Source organism: Paenibacillus thermoaerophilus (assembly GCF_005938195.1).
In the GTDB taxonomy this organism is placed as follows: domain Bacteria; phylum Bacillota; class Bacilli; order Paenibacillales; family Reconciliibacillaceae; genus Paenibacillus_W; species Paenibacillus_W thermoaerophilus.
This window is the reverse complement of the sequence record NZ_VCQZ01000001.1, coordinates 159,732-178,963: the sequence shown is the minus strand read 5'-3', so window position 1 is coordinate 178,963 and position 19,232 is coordinate 159,732. Positions and strand designations below refer to the sequence as shown.

General features: G+C 62.4%; 15 protein-coding genes. 1 reads left to right on the top strand and 14 read right to left on the bottom strand.

Annotated features, from left to right (window positions below):
* Window positions 1-4: 4 nt before the first annotated feature.
* The 14 genes from murB to bshC all read right to left on the bottom strand — a co-directional run bounded on the left by murB (window position 5) and on the right by bshC (window position 18,411).
* On the bottom strand, window positions 5-910 hold the full coding sequence (murB, locus tag FE781_RS00795) for a UDP-N-acetylmuramate dehydrogenase (RefSeq protein ID WP_138787719.1): 906 nt from the start codon (window positions 908-910) through the stop codon (window positions 5-7).
* 196 nt (window positions 911-1,106) lie between these two features.
* On the bottom strand, window positions 1,107-2,171 hold the full coding sequence (locus FE781_RS00790; RefSeq protein WP_138787718.1) for an undecaprenyldiphospho-muramoylpentapeptide beta-N-acetylglucosaminyltransferase: 1,065 nt from the start codon (window positions 2,169-2,171) through the stop codon (window positions 1,107-1,109).
* A gap of 12 nt (window positions 2,172-2,183) precedes the next feature.
* Window positions 2,184-3,281: a stage V sporulation protein E gene (gene spoVE / locus FE781_RS00785; RefSeq protein WP_138787717.1), complete on the bottom strand. Its 1,098-nt coding sequence runs from the start codon at window positions 3,279-3,281 to the stop codon at window positions 2,184-2,186.
* A gap of 31 nt (window positions 3,282-3,312) precedes the next feature.
* Window positions 3,313-4,734: a UDP-N-acetylmuramoyl-L-alanine--D-glutamate ligase gene (gene murD / locus FE781_RS00780; protein ID WP_138787716.1), complete on the bottom strand. Its 1,422-nt coding sequence runs from the start codon at window positions 4,732-4,734 to the stop codon at window positions 3,313-3,315.
* A 15-nt stretch (window positions 4,735-4,749) separates the two neighbouring features.
* Window positions 4,750-5,730, bottom strand: coding sequence for a phospho-N-acetylmuramoyl-pentapeptide-transferase (mraY, locus tag FE781_RS00775; RefSeq protein WP_138787715.1), 981 nt, complete (start codon window positions 5,728-5,730; stop codon window positions 4,750-4,752).
* Window positions 5,731-5,746: 16 nt separating this feature from the next.
* Window positions 5,747-7,144 (bottom strand): UDP-N-acetylmuramoyl-tripeptide--D-alanyl-D-alanine ligase, encoded by a 1,398-nt coding sequence (locus tag FE781_RS00770; RefSeq protein ID WP_138787714.1) that lies wholly within the window; start codon window positions 7,142-7,144, stop codon window positions 5,747-5,749.
* Between the two features lie 31 nt (window positions 7,145-7,175).
* Window positions 7,176-8,660 carry a UDP-N-acetylmuramoyl-L-alanyl-D-glutamate--2,6-diaminopimelate ligase gene (locus FE781_RS00765; RefSeq protein ID WP_138787853.1) on the bottom strand — a complete coding sequence of 495 codons (1,485 nt, stop codon included), beginning with the start codon at window positions 8,658-8,660 and terminating at the stop codon, window positions 7,176-7,178.
* A 39-nt stretch (window positions 8,661-8,699) separates the two neighbouring features.
* Window positions 8,700-10,652, bottom strand: a complete 1,953-nt coding sequence (locus FE781_RS00760) for a stage V sporulation protein D (RefSeq protein WP_138787713.1) — start codon at window positions 10,650-10,652, stop codon at window positions 8,700-8,702.
* A 95-nt stretch (window positions 10,653-10,747) separates the two neighbouring features.
* On the bottom strand, window positions 10,748-13,063 hold the full coding sequence (locus FE781_RS00755; protein WP_138787712.1) for a penicillin-binding transpeptidase domain-containing protein: 2,316 nt from the start codon (window positions 13,061-13,063) through the stop codon (window positions 10,748-10,750).
* A 72-nt stretch (window positions 13,064-13,135) separates the two neighbouring features.
* Window positions 13,136-13,555, bottom strand: a complete 420-nt coding sequence (gene ftsL / locus FE781_RS00750) for a cell division protein FtsL (protein ID WP_170209382.1) — start codon at window positions 13,553-13,555, stop codon at window positions 13,136-13,138.
* Between the two features lie 45 nt (window positions 13,556-13,600).
* Entirely contained in the window at window positions 13,601-14,563 is a 963-nt protein-coding gene (gene rsmH, locus FE781_RS00745; RefSeq protein ID WP_138787852.1) for a 16S rRNA (cytosine(1402)-N(4))-methyltransferase RsmH, read from the bottom strand.
* A gap of 27 nt (window positions 14,564-14,590) precedes the next feature.
* The gene (gene mraZ, locus FE781_RS00740) at window positions 14,591-15,022 is read right to left on the bottom strand and encodes a division/cell wall cluster transcriptional repressor MraZ (protein WP_138787710.1); all 432 of its coding nucleotides are present in this window, start codon (window positions 15,020-15,022) and stop codon (window positions 14,591-14,593) included.
* 470 nt (window positions 15,023-15,492) lie between these two features.
* Window positions 15,493-16,764, bottom strand: a complete 1,272-nt coding sequence (locus tag FE781_RS00735; RefSeq protein ID WP_138787709.1) for an adenosylhomocysteinase — start codon at window positions 16,762-16,764, stop codon at window positions 15,493-15,495.
* Window positions 16,765-16,779: 15 nt separating this feature from the next.
* Window positions 16,780-18,411: a bacillithiol biosynthesis cysteine-adding enzyme BshC gene (bshC, locus tag FE781_RS00730; RefSeq protein ID WP_170209381.1), complete on the bottom strand. Its 1,632-nt coding sequence runs from the start codon at window positions 18,409-18,411 to the stop codon at window positions 16,780-16,782.
* Between the two features lie 159 nt (window positions 18,412-18,570).
* Between bshC and FE781_RS00725 the strand changes: the two genes are divergently transcribed.
* Entirely contained in the window at window positions 18,571-18,975 is a 405-nt protein-coding gene (locus tag FE781_RS00725) for a DUF4395 domain-containing protein (protein WP_138787851.1), read from the top strand.
* Window positions 18,976-19,232: the final 257 nt, after the last annotated feature.

Below are 19,232 nucleotides of genomic sequence, written 5' to 3'. Positions count from 1 at the left end.
GAAGTTACCGCTCGCCGATCATCAGCACCTCCGGCACCAGGTCGATTCCGAACTTGTCGCGAACCGTCGTACGCATGAGGTCCATGAGCGCGAGCACGTCTTCGGCTGACGCTTGCCCGGTATTGACGATAAAATTGGCATGAAGAGGGGACACTTCCGCGTCTCCCACCCGCACCCCCTTCAGCCCCGCCTCTTCAATCAGCCTGGCCGCGAAGTCCCCTTCCGGGTTGCGGAACGTGCTGCCGGCGCAGGCCAGTTGCAGGGGTTGGGTGCGAAGCCGTCTGTCTTTGTTCGAAGCCATTCTCGCCGCAATCTCTTTGCGGTCGCCGGTTTGAAGCTGGAACACCGCCTCCACGACGATTCCCGGCTGTTCGTGCAGCCGCGAATACCGATATCCGAACTGCAGCTCTTCCGCGCTCCATACTGCCAATTCTCCCGTCGGCCGAACAATTTCAGCCTGTTTCAGTATCCGCGACACGTCGGACCCATGCGCGCCGGCGTTCATATAGACGGCGCCTCCGACCGTTCCCGGGATGCCTCCCGCGAATTCCAGTCCCGTCAACCCTTCCTTGCCGGCCATCACCGACAACGTGATCAACGATTTGGCGCCGCCCGCCGTCACGACATCCCCTTCGATCCGGACGTCGGAGAAATTCCGGCCCAGACAGATGACGGCGCCGCGGACGCCTTTGTCGGACACGAGCAGGTTGGAGCCGCGGCCCAGCACGAACCACGGGACGCCGGCCTCGCGGAGCAGCGACAGCGTTTCGGCGAGCTGCCGTTTGCCGCCGGGGATCAACAGGGCGTCGGCTGGTCCGCCGATCTTCCATGTCGTATAGCCGGCGAGCGGCTCGTTTCGTTTCACTTGGCATAATCCGCGTTGTTCCAGTTCGTCGTAAACCTGCTGCATGAAGGAACCTCCTTGGTCGATCGTAGGAATTTCGAATGCGGCCGTGCGCGCCTGATCTAGCGGCGTCGCGCGTGCTGGGGCGATTTGTCACGGTTATAGAGTATCGTATGCCGACGGGAAGAGAGTGTGACAGACGCCCATACCCCGAAAGGCGCCCGTCGCGGCGGCCGGCGTCGTCCGGCCGTCTCCCGCCCGCTTATCGGCGGGCATACTCGCGGATCAGCGAAAGAATCCGTTCCAGCCCGTCGGCGGTCGGACTCGCCGCCATCCGCCGGCGCATTGCGTCCGCCTCCGCGGCCAAAGCGGCCAGCTCCTCGCGCAACCGGGCGGGCGTCAGTTCCTCCTCGGGCAGCACGCGGGCATAGCCGCTCGCCTCGAACGAGCGGGCGTTTAAAATCTGGTCGCCCCGGCTGGCGGACAGGCCCAGCGGCACCAGCAGCATCGGTTTGCGGAGCGCCAGAAACTCGCAGATCGAAGTCGCTCCCGCGCGGGAGACGACCAGGTCGGCCATCGCCAGCAGATCCGGCAGCTCGGCCCCGGCATATTCGAACTGCCGGTAGCCGCTCCGCCCCTCCAGCGCCGGGTCCAGATGGCCTTTGCCGCATAAATGCACGATTTGATACGCGGCCGTCAGCTCGTCCAGCCCTTCGCGCAGCGCGTCGTTCAGCTTTTTCGAGCCCAGGCTGCCGCCCATCAGCATCAGCACGGGCTTGCCGCCGTGGAATCCGCAGCGGCGGCGTCCTTCGGCCGCATCCCCGCGGAACAGCGTCTCGCGGATCGGCAGTCCGGTATGTACGGCCTTGCGCCCGAGATGCTTCGCCGTCTCCGGAAACGTGACGCAGACCCGCTTCGCGAACGGGGTGGACAGCTTGTTCGCCAGTCCCGGCGTCAGGTCCGATTCGTGCGAGAGCACGGGAATGCCCAAGGACCTCGCCGCAATCACAACCGGCACCGAGACGAAGCCCCCTTTGGAAAACAGAATATCGGGCTTCAATTGGCGCAGAATGCGGTGCGCGTCGGCGACACCCTTGAGCACTCGGAACGGGTCCTTGAAATTGTTCAGATCGAAATACCGCCGCAGCTTGCCGGTCGAAACGGCGTAATACGGGATGCCTTCCGGCTCGATCAGTTGCCGTTCGATGCCTCCGGCCGAACCGATGTAGGCGACGGACCAGCCTTCGGCGCGAAGCCGGTCGATCAGCGCCAGATTCGGCGTCACATGGCCGGCCGACCCTCCCCCGGTAAATACGATGCTGCGCACAGCCGATCACTCCTACCTCGCGTAACGCGATATGTTGAACAGCACCCCCAGCGCCGTCAGCATCAAGGTCAGCGACGAACCGCCGTAGCTGACGAGCGGAAGCGTGATGCCGGTCACCGGGAACATGCCGATGACGACTCCGACATTGATAATGACCTGCACGGCGACCATGCCGACGATGCCGATCGCGAGCAGGCTGCCGAACGAATCCGGCGCCGTGATCGCCGTTCGCATGCCGCGCCAGACCAGCAGCATGAACAGCACGATCAGCAAGCCGCCGCCGATAAAGCCGGTTTCCTCCGCCAGTATCGAAAAAATAAAGTCCGTCTGCGGCTCCGGCAGGTAGCTGTATTTTTGCAGACTGCGCCCCAATCCGAGGCCGGCCAGCCCGCCCGGTCCGATCGCGAACAGCGATTGGATCGATTGGTACCCCGCGCCGAGCGGGTCCGACCACGGATCGAGAAACGCCGTAATCCGCTTCAGCCGGTAAGGCGCCGCTGCGATGAGCGCGACGAAGCCGGCGACGCCGACCAGCGCAAGCACGCCCAGATGCGAGAGCCGCGCCCCGGCCGCAAAAATAATCATCATCGAGGCCCCGACCAGCACGACGCCCGTGCCGAGATCGGGCTGGAGCATAATCATGCCGAACGCCAGCCCCATGAGCCCCAGCGCCGGCAGCAGCCCCCGGCCGAACGATGTGATGTCGCGCCGCTCCTCGCTGAGCAGCTTCGCCAGAAACATGATCATCCCGAGCTTCATGAACTCGGACGGCTGAATGCCGAGCGAGCCGATGCCCAGCCAGCTTCGGGCGCCGCCGCGGATGACGCCGACGCCCGGGATCAGCACGATGACGAGCAGGGCGAAGCATACGATCAGCGCGGCGCGCGCAACCTTTTTCCAAACCCAATAATCCGTGTTCATCGTCACGATCATCGCGGCGATGCCCAGTCCGGCAAATATAGCCTGACGTTTGAGATAATAGAACGAATCGCCGAACTCGCGGAACGAGAGCACGGCGCTGGCGCTGTACACCATCACGAGTCCGATCGCGAGAATCGCCATCGTGGCGGCGATCAGCCACGGATCGGGCGACGTGCGGGCTTTGGCCATCGGGCACACCTCCAGAATAAGACAACCTTTCTTATTCTAGCGTATGCACCGATTCTTTAAACATGCGTCCGCGTTCCTCATAGGAACGGTACATGTCCCAGCTCGCGCAAGCCGGCGACAGCAGCACGGCGTCCCCCGGCCGGGCGATTCCGGCCGCCGCCCGGACGGCCTCCCGCATCGCGGCTTCGGGCTCCGTCGTCTCGATCGTCCGCACCTCCGGCACCCCGGCCCGAGCCGCGACGCGCGCCAGGATGTCTCTCGTCTGGCCGATGGCGACGAGCCCCCGCACCTTGGCGGCCAAAGGCTCCAGCATATCCAGGAAGTCGAGGCCCCGGTCCTGGCCGCCCGCGACCAGCACGATCGGACGGTCGAAGCCTTCCATGGCGCGTATCGTCGCCGCCGAATTCGTCGCCTTCGAATTATTGTAATAAACGACCCGGTTGCGCTCCGCCACGAATTCCAGACGATGCTCGACCCCCCGGAATTCGCGCAGCGCTCTGCGCACGGCTTCCAGTCCGGCTCCGGCCGACAGCGCGGCCGCCGCGGCCGCCGCGGCGTTCTCGATATTATAGCGGCCGGGAATGCCCAGCTCGGTTGCTTTCAACAGTTCGTGAACGGCGCCGTCCTTGTCCCGGTACAGGAGCGTTTCGCGCTCCAGGGGCACGGAGGCGGGAGGCAGCGGCGGGTCGAGATAAACGCCCTCTCCGACCGGTCCGGTCACGGAAAACTGCACAAGCCGGCCCTTCACGCTCTCCGCCAGCCGCCTGCAGACCGGGTCGTCGGCGTTCAGCAGCGCGATGTCGTCCGGCCGCTGCCGGGCGAACAGCTTCGCCTTCGATTCGATGTAATCGTCCATCGTGCCGTGGTAATCGAGATGCGTCTCGTATACGTTAAGCAGCAGCGCGATGCGGGGCCGGAAATCGGCGGTGCCCTTCAACTGGAAGCTGCTGAGCTCGGCCACGATCCATTGGCCGGGCTTCGCCACGGGAGCGGCTTCGCACAAGGGCGTGCCGATATTTCCCGCGACAACCGGCTTCAGCCCGGCTTCCCGCAGCATTTCGCCGATCCAGGTCGTCGTTGTCGTCTTGCCGTTGGAGCCGGTAATCCCGATGATCGGCGCCTCGCTGACGCGATAGGCGACCTCGATCTCGGTGACGACCTCGATGCCCAGCTCCAGTGCCCGCGCGACCGGAGCGGCTTTATACGGAATGCCGGGATTTTTCACGACGAGCGAGACGCCGGGATGAATCAACTCCGGCGGATGTCCTCCGCAGACAACAGAAATACCCAGGGCCGTCAATTCCGCAGCCTCAGGGCATTGTTCCAGCGGTTTTTGATCGTTTACGGTTACGTTGGCGCCGTATGCGTGAAACAGCTTGGCGACGGCGACGCCGCTGCGCGCCAAGCCCAGCACGACGACGGGGCGGCCGGCATAGGCGGATGGATGATTCATAACGGTTCAGACTCCTCACGATGGATACTGGTGCAGCCAATACTGATGAAGCAGGCCGATGCCCGCGAATACGAGACCCGCCAGCCAAAAGGTCAGCACGACCCGCCATTCCGACCAGCCCGTCAGCTCGAAGTGGTGGTGAATCGGGCTCATTTTAAAAATCCGCTTGCCGCGCGTCTTGAACGAAGCGACCTGCAGAATAACCGACAAAATCTCGATCATAAAGACGCCGCCGATGATAAACAGCAGCAGCTCCGTTTTGGTGAGCGCCGCCACCGCGACCAAGCCGCCGCCGATCCCCAGCGAGCCGGTATCTCCCATAAATACTTTGGCCGGATGCGCGTTATAGACGAGAAAGCCCAGCACGGCTCCGACCGCAGCCGCCGAGAACGCCGCCGTCTCCGGCTCCGTCAGCAGCATGGCGATAACCGCGTAGACGCCGAAGGCGACCGCGGCCGTTCCGGACAGCAGGCCGTCCAGACCGTCGGTGAAGTTCACCGCGTTGGACATGCCCATCATCAGCAAGATGAGAAACGGGGCGTAAAACCACCAGCCGAGATCCAGCGAATAAGACGTAAACGGAATATCGAGCGCGGGGTTATGCCCGTTGCGGTACAGCAGGTAACAGACAAGCGCCGCGAAAAGCAGTTGGCCGGCCAGCTTTTGCTTGGCCGTAAGCCCAAGCGAACGCTTGAACAAAATTTTGATATAGTCGTCCAAAAAGCCGACCAGCCCGTATCCGAGCGATGCGACCAGCAAAATGACCAGCTCCGCCGTCTTGTCTGCGAAACGCAGCGCCGCGATCGACATCGCGAGCATGATGATGATGCCGCCCATCGTCGGCGTCCCCGCTTTTTTGAGATGCCCCTGCGGCCCGTCGTCGCGGATTTGCTGGCCGAACTTCAGCCTGCGCAGGATCGGTATGAATAAGGGCCCCATGATGACGGCAAGCACGAAGGCTGTGCCCATCGCGATCAAGACGGTTTTGAATTCCACGGACTATTCCTCCAAATTAATGTTCGCTGGTCTGCTGCAAGGCGTGAACAAGCTCCTCCAGCTTCATGCCCCGCGAGCCTTTGACAAGCACGACGTCCCGTTCGTCAAGCACGCCGGTCAAATCGCGCAGCAGCGCATCCTTGTCATCGTATGCTCTGACCATCAAATCGGGGTATCGTTTGGCCGCCTCCTCCGCGCTGTATGCGGACAGCGGCCCATAGGCGAATACGCCGTCAACGACATCGGGCGACAAGCGGGCGCCGATCTCGCGGTGGTATTCCACTTCGCGCGCGCCCAGCTCCAGCATATCCCCGATCACCGCGTACTTCCGGCGGTATCCCTTCATCTCCTCCAGCAGGTCGATGGCCGCATGCATCGAAGAAGGGCTCGCGTTGTACGCGTCGTTGACGATCGTCGCGCCGTTCGCGGATTTGACGATCTCGATCCGCATTCCCGACAACTCCGCGCCGCGCAAGCCCCGCGCGATATCCCGGAACGAAATCCCCAGCGCCACGCCCGCGGCGATCGCGGCCAGCGCGTTCAGGACGTTGTGGCGGCCAAGCAGCGGCAGAAAAAACGTCGGAGCCGTCTCCCAGTTGGTCGTAAAATGCATGCCGCTGGCGTCCGCCAGCGTGGCGACCGGATACAGATCGTTGCCGGCGCCTCGGCCGAACGTGATCCGCTTGAGCGTGTCCGGCTGCCGGAATTCGGACAGATGCGCGTCGATCAGCGGCTCGTCGCCGGGCGTGATCAGCACGCCGCCGGGCTTCAGCCCGAGCACGATCTCCAGCTTCGCCCGCGCGATCTCCTCGCGGCTGCCAAGCTGCATCAGATGGGCTTCGCCGATATTGGTGATAACGGCGACATCCGGCTCCGCGATCCGGGTCAACTGCTCGATCTCTCCCCGGCCGCGCATGCCCATCTCCAGCACCGCCACCTCGGTGTCTTCGGACAGCGAGAGCAGCGTCAGCGGAAGGCCGATATGACTGTTCATATTGCCGGACGTTTTATGCGTCCGGTAGCAAGAGCCGACGACGGCGGCCGCAAGGTCCTTCGTCGTCGTCTTGCCGTTGGAGCCGGTGACGCCGACGACACGGACCGGGAGCTCGCGGCGGTACGCCCGGGCGAGCGCCTGCAGCGCCCGCAGCGAGTCGTCCACCAGCACGGCGTCTATGCCCTCCGGCGGCGAGCCGTGGTCCCGCTGCCACAGCGCGGCGGCTGCGCCCAGCGCGGCCGCCTGCGCCACGTAGTCGTGACCGTCCTGCTTGGCCCCCACGAACGGAATAAACAATTGCCCGGGAGCCAACTTCCGGGTATCGATACAGACGCCGCGGACGACGGCGTCCGGCCGGCTTCCCGCCGACACCTCGCCGCCGCACATCGCGGCGATTTGAGCCAAAGTCCGATTGATCATCACGGTACCTCCCCGAGCCGCAGCCTGCCGTTTAGCGTCCGGCGGCTTTCCGGATCGCGGCTCTCGCCACCTCGCGGTCGTCGAACGGCAACGATACGCCTCGTACGGTTTGATAGGTTTCGTGTCCTTTTCCCGCAATCAATACTACATCTTCCGGGCTTGCCATTTCAACCGCTTTTTCGATCGCGGCGCGCCGGTCCGCCACCAACGCATAACGGCCGGCCGAGCCTTCGACACGCAGAATGCCCGGCTCGATGTCGCGCAGGATCGCCTCCGGGTCCTCGTAACGCGGATTGTCGCTGGTGACGACCACGTAATCGCTGTACCGGGCGGCGATCTCCCCCATGATCGGGCGCTTGCTCCGGTCGCGGTCGCCGCCGCAGCCGAATACGGTGAGAATCCGCCGGCGCGCGACCTCGCGCAGCGCGTTCAGCGCGTTATACAGGCCGTCCGGCGTGTGCGCGTAATCGACGACGACGAGATACGGCTGGCCCTCGTCGACCGTCTCCATGCGTCCCTCGACGGAGGGAATGCCGGCCAGGCTGGCCAACGCGCCGTCCAGCGGCACGCCTTCCAGCAGCGCCGCCGTGACGGCGGCCAAGGCGTTATACACGTTAAACAGGCCGATCAGCCGAATGCGCGCCGTTCGCGTCTCGCCGAACGCCGTCACATCGAACGCCGTACCGCCGGCTTCGAGCCGGACATTGTCCGCCCGCACGTCGCAATGCGGCGACAAGCCGTACGTGACCGTCTCCGCCGCCGTCACCGACCTGAAATAATCCGAGGCCGGATCATCGCCGTTCAGCACGGCATACTTCGGCCGGTCCCCGTCGGCATTGCCCATACGCGCAAACAGCAGGCCCTTCGCCTGCATGTAAGCGTCCATCGTGCCGTGGTAATCGAGATGGTCCTGCGTCAGGTTCGTGAAGACCGCCGTCCGGATATTGCAGCCAATCATGCGTCCTTTGTGCAGACCCTGGGACGTGGCCTCCATCACACATACGTCCACCCCCGCGTCCCGCATCTCCCGGAGCGCGCGCTGCAGATCGTGCGATTCCCGGGTGTTGATGCCTTCCTTGCGGATAAAACGGTCGCCGATCTTCATGCCGATATTGCCCATCAGCCCTGTCGTACGGCCCGCGTCGGCCAAAATGCGTTCGAGCAGGAACGACGTGGTCGTCTTGCCGTTTGTACCCGTAATCGCGACAAGCGACAGTTCCCGGCTCGGATACCCGTACAGATGGGCGGCGAGAGCGGGCAGCGCGCGCCGGGCGTCGCGGACGAACAGCTTCGGAACCGGAACGTCGACATCCCGTTCGGCGACGACGGCCACCGCCCCCGCTTTCACCGCGTCGGCCGCGAAGTCGTGGCCGTCGAACTTCGCGCCGGGTATGCATATAAACAAATCTCCGGGACGCACCTGGCGATTATCGATGGCGATGCCGCCGACCGACACGTCGCCGGAACCTTCGAGTCTGCCCGTAACCAAACGCGAGGCGAGCTCATTTAATTTCATCATGAATTTGTTCCTCCCTCCCGCCTGATTACCCCTGGATTAATGCTGATGGCCGTCCGGAGGCGGGTCGGACAAATAGATCCGGATGGCCGATCCCCGTTCGACGCGCGTGCCCGGCGCCGGGGATTGGTTGATGACCGTCGACCCCTGGCCGTGCTGCACCAGCCGAAAATTCATATTGAGATCCTCGTAAATATCGCTGACGGTCGCGCCCACGAGATTGGGAACCTCGACGTAAGGCACGTCGCCCATCTCACGCCGCAGCTTCAAGTCGAGCTGCCCCTCGTAATCGGGGTTGACGCCCAGATAGGGCAGCGCGTCGGCGAGTATGCCGCGCACGATCGGCGCCGCCACGAGTCCGCCGAATTGGATGCCTTTCGGATTGTCGACGGCGACGTAGACGACGATCTTCGGATCGTTCGCCGGCGCCACGCCGATAAACGAAACGATATGCTCGCTGGGGGAATACCGGCCGTCCACGACTTTTTGCGCGGTTCCCGTCTTGCCGCCCACGCGGTAGCCGTCGAGGAACGCGTTGCGTCCCGTTCCTTTGGCGACGACGCTTTCGAGCGCCTCCCGCACCTGCCGGGACGTCTCCTCGGAGATCACCTCGCGGACCCGTTCGGGCTCGATGCGCTCGACCGTCTCCCCCGTGTCGGGATTGACCCAGGCTTTGGCGACATGCGGCTTATACAGCTTGCCGCCGTTGACGGCGGCGGAGATCGCCGCGACCTGCTGGATCGGCGTTACCGACACGCCTTGCCCGAATGCCGTCGTCGCCAGTTCGACCGGACCCACCTTCTCCGGCTTGAACAGGATGCCGGCGGATTCGCCGCTCAGATCGATGCCCGTTTTCGTCCCGAAGCCGAAGCGCCGGATGTAATCGAACAGCTTATCCTTGCCCAGCCGCTGTCCGAGCAGGACGAAGCCGGGGTTGCACGAGTTTTCGACGACCTGGAGGAACGTCTGGCTGCCGTGGCCGCCTCTCTTCCAGCATCTCAGCCGGGCGCCGCCGACTTCGACGAAGCCCGGGTCGAAAAAATACTCGTTTTTCAGATTCACTTTTTTTTCTTCAACCGCCGCCGCCAGCGTAATGATCTTAAACGTCGAACCCGGCTCGTACATCATCCAGATCGGCAAATTCCGGTTGTACGCCTCGGACGGGTATTGCTGATAATTGCCGGGATCGAACGTCGGGCGCGAAGCCATCGCCAGCACTTCGCCGTTGTTCGGGTCCATCGCGATCGCGATGATGTGATCGGGACGATGCTGCAGCACCGCCTGGTCCAGCTCTCGCTCCACGAACGACTGAATTTGCTTGTCGATCGTCAGTTGCAGGTTCAGGCCGTCCTTCGGCGGCGTATACGTGTCCGACGTCCCCGGCATCGCGTCGCCGCTGGCCGTCGACAGATACGCGACATTCCCGCGTATTCCCTTGAGCTTGTCGTCGTACCGCTTCTCCAGGCCGAGCAGCCCTTCGTTGTACGAAGTCGTGAATCCGAGCACGTGCGCGGCGAACGTGCCGAGCGGATAATAGCGCTTGTTGTCCTCCGCCACGACGATGCCGGGCAGCTTCAGGTCGCGCACCTGCTGCGCCTTTTCCGGGCTGATCTTGCGGCCCTGCGGCTTGATGTCGACGATGCTTTTCCGTTGCGTGATCAGTTGGCGGACCGTATCCGCCGGCATACCCAGCGTCTCGCCCAGCTTGGCAGCCGTGTCGTCGGCGTTTTCGATCTGCGCCGGAATGGCCATAACCGTCGGAGTGCTGATGTTGGTAACGAGCGTCTGCCCGTTGCGGTCCTGAATCTCGCCCCGCTTGGCGGCGAACGGAATTTCCCGGCGCCACGACTCCTCGGCCAGTTTGGCCAACTCGGGTCCCAAAGCCATCTGAACATAGCCGAGACGCACGAGCAGCGCGACAAACAGCAAGGTGACGCCAATCGTCAGAACGAACAACCGGCGCCGGACCTTGGCGTTGGATACGGTTTTCAAGTGAGTTCGACCCCTTTCGCGTCTGAAGTCACGACGGTTGGTTATCTACCACCATGACTATTCGACGCGACGGGAGAATAGAACAAGCCCGGCGCTTACCGTGCGGCCGCGGAAGGTTTGGAAGACGGCGTCGGCTTGGGCGTCGCTTTTGGCGAAGGGCCGGCGGCCGTTTTGCCGCCGCCCGGCTTGGCGGACGGCTTCGGCGTCGCCGTCGGACCGGGCGTGGCGACCGGCTTGCTCGCGGGCAGCTCGGGCGTCAGCGTCAGCTTGACGGTTTTGCCGCCTTCGCCTTCGACGACCTGCTGAGCCTTGACATATCCTTCGCCTTCCGCCTGGCAAGCCGCGCCGAACAGGGCGCACAGCTCGAGCGCCTCCCGCAGCGACCGGCCCGTCAGATCGGGCAGGTCGAGGCTTGCCGGCGGTTCGCTCATCAATACCATTCGCTGCAGTTGCCCCATTTCCGTCCCGGCGGCCGGATATTGGGCGACAACCGTGTTGCCTTTGCCGAGCACCTCGTACGGAATGCCCTGCTTGCGCAGCGTTTCCGTCACCGCGGCGACCGGCTGCTGTTCATAAGCGCCGGCCTTCCTCGTGTAGACCTCTTCGCCGGACAGCAGATTGTCGCTGCGGATGGCGCTCGCTTCCGGCTCGATCTTCCAGTACCGGAGCGCCTGGGAGACGATCTCCTTGAACGCCGGACCGGCGACGAGGCCGCCCTGCCGGTAGTCTCCTTTCAAATCCGGGTCGTCCGCGATGATGATGAGGGCGATCTTCGGATTTTCCACCGGGGCGAAGCCGATAAACGACACCACCCACTTGTCCTTCATGTACTGGCCGTCGGGCCCGACCTTCTGCGCCGTGCCCGTCTTGCCGGCCACCCGGTATCCGTCGATATACGCCCGGCGGCCCGTCCCGATCTCCTGGTTGGACACCACTTCTTCCAGCAGCAGCGCGACTTGTTTCGCCGTTTCGGGCGAGACGACCTGGCGGACGACCGTCGGCTCGATTTTCACCGTTTCCTTTGTATTGGGATCGGTGATCTCCTGGACGACATACGGCTTCATCAGCTTGCCGCCGTTGGCGATCGCCGACACCGCCGCGATCTGCTGGATCGCGGTGACGCTGACGCCTTGGCCGAACGAAGCGGTCGCGACTTCGACGGGATAGTTGAAATCGATTTTTCCGATCCCTTCGGCCGGCAGATCGATCCCGGTTTTCGCCCCGAAGCCGAATCTCTCGATATATTCTTTCAGTTTATCCTTGCCGAGCCGCTCTAAACCCAGCTTGATGAAGGCGACGTTGCTGGAGCGCAGCAGGCCTTCCCGGTAGCTGATCGTCCGGCGCACCCGGTCGTGGTCGTGAATTTCCTGCCCCGTCACCTTGATCATGCCCGCCTCGAACATCTCGTCGGGATGAAACACGCCTTCCTCGACGGCGGCCGCCAGCGTCACGATCTTAAACGTCGAGCCCGGCTCGTAAACCGACTGGATCGCGTGATTGCGGAAATCTTCCTCCTGCGCCTTGTTGAACTGGTTTGGATCGTAATTCGGATAGTTGACGAGCCCGAGAATCTGCATCGTGTTCGGGTCGGCCGCGATGGCGGTGACGCTTTTCGGTTTCCATTCCTTGTATACCTTCTCCAGCGTCGTCTCCATATACGACTGAATCGTCTTGTCGATCGTCAGCTTCAGATCTTTGCCGTGCACCGGCTCGATGTGCTCAACGTCCGCATCCGGCAGACGATAGCCCATCTTGTCCTTCTTGAAGCGGATCGAGCCGTCCACGCCGCGCAGCAGCTCGTCGTATTTCAGCTCAAGGCCCGCGCCCGGCTTGTCTTCGTTGTTCACGAAGCCGAGCAGATGGGCGGCCGTCCGCTCGGAAGGGTAAAAGCGTTTTTTCTGGTTCATCAGCAGCACGCCGTAGCCGCTGCAGTTGACGTACGTCGGATATTTGACGCATTTGTTTTTGCCGTCGGAGAACGTCTTGATGATGTCCTCGCCGATCTTCGCGTCGATCTTACGGCCTTGCGGATTCAGCTCGACATGGATGCGCTGCCTCTCCTTCGCCGCTTCCTTCGCGAACAGATCGAGCATCTCGCTCTCGGGCTTGCCGATCAGTTGCGACAGCTTGGAGGCGACAACCTTCTGCAGCCCGTTCCCGTTGATAAACTGCGGGTTGACCGCTACCGTATAGGCCGCGCCGTCCACCGCAAGCGGATTTCCGTTGCGGTCGTAGATGCCGCCGCGATCGGCCGTCAGCACGTGGCTCGACTCCCACACGTCCTGCGCCGCGTCCATCAGCTCGGCTGCGTCGACCACCTGAATCCAATACAAACGGCCAATCAATCCCATAAAAAAAAGGGAGAATAACCCCCCCGCCATGATGGCTCTCCATTTCAGCGATCCGTTCATGCGCCGCGATACCTCCTCGAACGCGCGGAACGATCCGCACAACTGTTTGCGGATTCGATCCGCCGGTTCCGCTTACCTTCCGCTTTTCTGCGGTTGTCCCGCTGCGCCGTCCGGCGCGACATGCGCCACTTGCTTGTCCTGCGGCAGGCTGAGTCCGAACTCCTTCGCTTTCTGCTGTATCCGGTTCGGGTCCTGTAGGTTCATCACTTCGCGTTTAAGCTGTACGTTCTCGGCCTGCAGCTTCTCGATTTTCGCCTCGATGTTCTGCAGCTGCACGTTCATGCCGTAGATTTGAGCATATCGAAAAAGCACCGTCAGCGCAACCGCAACCCCGACCACGATCGCAAACAAGTAAAGCAGCTTGTCCTGCCGGGGCAGGGCGTTTTTGCGGGGAGCAGGGGCGGTCGGCTTGGACGGCCGTTTGGCCGGACGGGCTTTCGACTGCTCTTCTTGGCGGCGCTCCAGCGCCAGATTTCCGTTGATGTAGGCCACGTGGTCGAACCTCCCTCGTCTTATTGGTTGGATGGGTACGGGCGCTCAATCGGCCAGCTTTTCGGCGATACGCAGCTTGGCCGAGCGGGCCCGGTTGTTTGCTTTCAATTCTTCGGCACTCGCCGTGATCGGCTTGCGGTTCACCAGCCGGAGCGTGCTCTTGGCTCCGCACGCGCACATCGGCAGTCCGGGCGGACATTTGCAGGTGCCGATATGCTTCGCGAACCCGGTCTTGCAGATGCGGTCCTCCAGCGAATGGAACGTGATCACGGCCACACGGCCGCCGGGCTTCAAGCAGTCGATCGCCTGCTGGAGCGAATCCTCGAACGCGCCCAGCTCGTCGTTGACGGCGATACGAAGCGCCTGGAAGCTGCGTTTGGCCGGATGGCCGCCCGTGCGCCGGGCCGCCGCGGGAATGCCCGACTTGACCAGCTCGGCCAGTTCGCCGGTCGTCTCAATCGGCTTGCGGACCCGCGCTTCCGCGATCGTCCGCGCGATCCGCTTCGCGAACTTCTCCTCGCCGTACTCCCACAAAATTCGCGCGAGTTCGGCCTCGCTCCATTCGTTGACGATGATCTTGGCCGTCAGCGGCGTTTCGCGATCCATGCGCATGTCGAGCTCCGCGTCATGGTTGTAGCTGAACCCCCGTTCGCCTTCGTCCAGTTGGGGCGACGAGACGCCGAGATCGTACAGCACGCCGTCGACCTGGGGTACGCCGGCTTTGTTCCGGGGCACCTCCGGCATCGACTCCAGCACTTCCCGCAGGCGGCGGAAGTTGCTTTTGACCAGCTTGATCTGACCGCCGAACGGCGCGAGCCGCTCCGCCGCGTGCTTCAGGGCCGCATCGTCCTGATCGAAGGCGATCAGCAGCCCGCTCCCCCGAAGCCGTTCGGCGATAAGCGAGCTATGCCCCGCCCCGCCCAATGTGCAATCGATATAAATGCCGCCGGGCTTGACTTGCAGCCCGTCGACGGATTCTTCCCTGAGTACCGTCACGTGGTGAAACAACGCTGCCACACTTCCCTCGGATGGGCGTCAAAACTGGAAGTCCACCAGTTTTTCCGCGATTTCGTTAAACGATTCCTCCGACTGCGCGAAGTACGAGCTCCAAAGTTCCTTGCTCCAGATTTCCACCCGGTTGGAGACGCCCAGCACGACGCAATCTTTGGTCAGCTTGGCGTATTCGCACAGCGTATTCGGTAAATTTACCCTTCCCTGTTTATCCAGCTCGCATTCGGTGGCGCCGGAGAAGAAAAAACGGGCGAATGCGCGGGCGTCGGATTTCATCATCGGCAATGCTTTGAGCTTTTGCTCCAGGGCTTGCCACTCGGGCATCGGGTAGACGAACAAGCAGTTGTCGAGACCGCGGGTGACGACAAACACGTCGCCGAGCGCTTCACGGAATTTGGCGGGAATCGTCAGACGGCCTTTGTCGTCGATGCTGTGCTGATATTCCCCCATGAACACGGCTCTTCCCACCTTCCGCCCAAAGTTCCCCACTTTGCCCCACTTTGCACCACTTAGCTACACATATTCTCCACCGAATAAAAAAATCCTGCCGAAAGGCAGGATTTTTTAAAAACTTTTTTACGTGGTTAATTGTCTGTCAACTCGTCCAATAATTCGAAGAAGCCCCCGAATGAACCAGATCGCCAGCATGCCGGATTCGTCCGATTTCGGCGCACGAGCCGATGCAGAGCCATGCCGCAACGCTATGCTTCGGAACCAAACGTCGGGCTTCTCCGTTATTATCGGGCTCCACGGATACGCAGGGGTCGGGCAGGTCCGGCAATCGATCATGGGGTTCATCTCAGGTCGATTTTTTCGCCTTATTCGTCTAGTCTCGTCTGCGCACCGGGGTGCTCGAAACAAAAAACCCCCTCACCTCGGGAGGACGAGATGCGGGGGCTCGCGCCGCAGCGCAGCCTGATCGCGGATTAATGCTCCTGCCAGCTTTCCAGATACGCTTTTTGCTCCGCCGACAGCGTATCGATGGAGATGCCGAGCGACGCCAGCTTGAACCGGGCGACCTGCTCGTCGAGCTCGTACGGCACGTTGACGACGCGGTTGCCGATGTTCTTGTAATTGTCGTTGACGTATTTGAGCGACATCGCCTGCAGCGCGAACGTCATATCCATAATTTCCGCCGGATGGCCGTCGCCCGCCGCCAGGTTGACGAGGCGGCCTTCCGCGAGAACGTATACCTTGCGTCCGTCCTTCAACTGGTACTCTTCGATGTTGTGGCGAACCGTCCGCTTCGCGACACTGCGGGCTTCCAGCTCCGGTTTGTTCACTTCGACGTCGAAGTGGCCGGCGTTGGACAAAATCGCTCCGTCCTTCATCACATCGTAATGCTCGCCGCGGATAATGTCCCGGTTGCCGGTGACGGTGACGAAATAATCGCCGATTTTGGCCGCTTCGACCATCGGCATAACCTTGAAGCCGTCCATATACGCCTCGACGGCCTTGATCGCGTCAACCTCGGTGACGACGACGTTGGCGCCGAGTCCTTTGGCCCGCATCGCCACCCCTTTGCCGCACCAGCCGTAGCCGGCGACAACAACCGTCTTACCCGCGACGACGAGGTTCGTCGTCCGGTTGATGCCGTCCCATACCGATTGTCCCGTGCCGTAGCGGTTGTCGAACAAATATTTGCAGAAGGCGTCGTTGACGGCGACCATCGGGAATTGCAGCTTGCCTTCCTTCTCCAGCGCCTTCAGACGCAGGATGCCGGTGGTCGTTTCTTCCGCGCCCCCGCGCAAGTTGGCGAGCAGGTCGCGCCGCTCGGAGTGCAGAATCGTAACCAGGTCGCCGCCGTCGTCAATGATGAGATCCGGCTTCGACTCCAGCGATTTGATCAGCAGCTCCTTGTACTCCTCGGGGCCCGGATTGTACTTCGCGAATACGGTGATGCCGTCCTCCACCAGCGCCGCGCACACGTCGTCCTGGGTGGACAGCGGGTTGCTGCCGGTAATCGTGACGTCGGCTCCGCCCGCTTGAATAACCTTGGCCAGATAGGCCGTCTTCGCTTCCAGGTGCAGCGAGATCGTCACCTTCAGACCGTCGAAGGGACGCTCCTTCTCAAACTGCTCGCGGATGCGGTTCAGCACCGGCATGTGGGCATTCACCCAATCGATCTTCAAATGCCCGTTCGGGGCGAGCGACGGGTCGGCGATTATGCTGCGCTCTTTGGCTGCGTTGCTGCTCATCGGTCAACCATCCTTTCATATATACACGAACCGGTGCACGCCGTCGCGCGGGATATTCGCGGCCGTCAGCTCGTGCAGCCAGTCCGTTCCGTATTTATTCAAAAAGACAGACCCATTATACACTCTTTCCTGCGGTTTACCAAGAGGCAGAAAGGCATGCCGAATTCGGTCCCACTGGCGCAGCGCGGCCTCGTGCCGCGTCTTCAGGGCGTCCTCCGCCTTGGCGGCGAAGAAATCGATCTGCTGCCCGATTTTGTCGAGGTTCGTCTCGGCCAGCTTGCGCAAGCCCGGATTAACCTCCTCCGCGTCCCGCACGATCGGGGCGTACAGCTCGGCGACCTGCCGTTTCACTTCGGCCAGCCGATCCGCGAAGCGATAGCCGTCCTGCGCCGCAAGCCAGCCGGCTTGCTTCTCGTCCAGCGACTGCATCGCGTCGGCCGCGCTCAGGCCGAACTTGCGCATCGCCTTCTGTACGGTGCCCTCGATTAGCGTGAACTCCAGCCGGGGCACCAGGATCGGCATCTGGCCGCCCAACGCGGCGAATACGCCCCGAAGCATGCCCCAATACGCGATCTCCGACGGTCCAAGCACAACCGAGACCGTCGGGAACAACACGTCCTGCATCCACGGCCGCGTCACGACGTTGTTGCTGAACCGCTCCGGCTCCTCGTCCGCCAAGGCGAGCAGCTCGTCCTCCGAGCAAGCCAGCGTCCCCCGCCGGTTGCGGTAGACGGCGCCGTCGCGGAACAACAGCGTCCGCTCCCCCTCGTGAAGCAGGAACACGTTCGCCTGTCCCGGCTGAACGGCTAGCTGAGGCTCGTAGCCAAGCGACCGCACCTCCGCTTCGCCCTCGGCCAAAGCGGCCTCGATCTCGCGGTTCCGGCGGAGAATACGCGCGAACGCCTTCGACTCCAGCCGCCGCAGCGCGGGATCGGCCGAATCGACGAGCACGAGCCCGTGTTTGCCGAACAGCGCCGCCAGCAGCCGGGCGAACGAGAAGGTCAGGCTGTCGCCGTCCCCGGAGCGGAGCGCGTCGAGCATCGCCGGCTTGAACTCGGTGTCGGGCAGATTCGCCCGCAGTTCCTCGAGCGCCTCGCGCCAATTCTCCTCCGGCAGCCCGATCGCGCTGACCGAGGCGCGCGGCGCATCGGCGGGCCGCCGCATCCGCAGCTTCGTGACGCCCCCTTCCGGCGATTGGACGTACGTATGGTTCACCTCGTCCCAATCGTGATCCTCGCCGGCGATCCAGAACACCGGCACGACCGGCCGTCCGAGGCGAAGCGACCGCTCTCTCGCCTCCTGGAGAATTGTGACCGCCTTGAACAGCGTCAGCATCGGCCCGCCGAACAAGCCGCCCTGCTGGCCCCCCGCCACGGCGAGCGTCACCGGCGAAGCAAGCGATAACGCGGCATCGACCGCTTCCGGAGCGTTCCCCACCCTCCGGTTGTAATCCGCGACCGCCTTGGCGATCGCCTCGCGGTCCGCCGCGATCTCGCCGCGGGCTTCGTCCAGCCACACGACGCGGCGGCGCTCGGCCCCAGCGTCCCGCAAGTCGTATTCATATAAAGAAGCCACGCGCTCAAACCGCTCCAAATAATCGCGGGCCAGCGGCGGCTTCGGGAGTGACACGTACGGTTCGATCTGCATATTGCCGCTCCTCTTCTCCATGTCTTGCCGGCCTTGCGGCCGTCTCTTCGATTGTACACCGCGCCGGCAGGTGCGTCAAAAATGGATAAACTTGCTATTGACCCTATATTTCCAACCTGTATACTATGTATAAATATGAACAGATTGGAGGTCGCCGATATGCAGGAGATTCCCATACGCCTCGTCAAGTCCAACCAGACCGGCATCGTCATCTCGCTGCTTCTTTTTTTGCTCACGTCTCAACTTTGGATCGTCGCGATTTTGTGGGCGATTCAACTGATCGGACTGGTCAGCAGTGGACGCCTGAACGTATTCGCCCGTATCGGAGCCCTGCTTCCCGCAGGCGGAAGCGGCGAGACGCAAGCGGCGGAGCTGACGCGGTTCAACAACGTGCTGGCGGTGGTGTTCCTGTCGCTTTCGCTGATTTTCTTCGCAGCCGGTTGGAACATCCCCGGTTACGTATTCGCGGTCGGCCTGCTTGGCGCTGCCGGAGCCGCCCTTGCCGGCTATTGCATCGGCTGCACGATATACTATCAGTACAAACGGCTGCGCCGCCGTCTGTAGGACTGTAATAGCGGGTCGGACAAGGCCGATTCCGCGGTGCATATTTGCACGACGTCGCCTGATTTTTGCTTTATCGGGAGGATGGCGTGCATTTTTGCTTGACAAGACTCCCTCGCTCGACCAGAATGAACGAACGGCTTGCCATCTGCCCGAATTTCCGGCTGCCCGTTGCGGTCACGGATTTCGGATAAAAAAAGCACCCCCAAGAATTTCATCGGTTTAACCCAACGGGGTTTCCAATGTCTATTCCCGGGGAT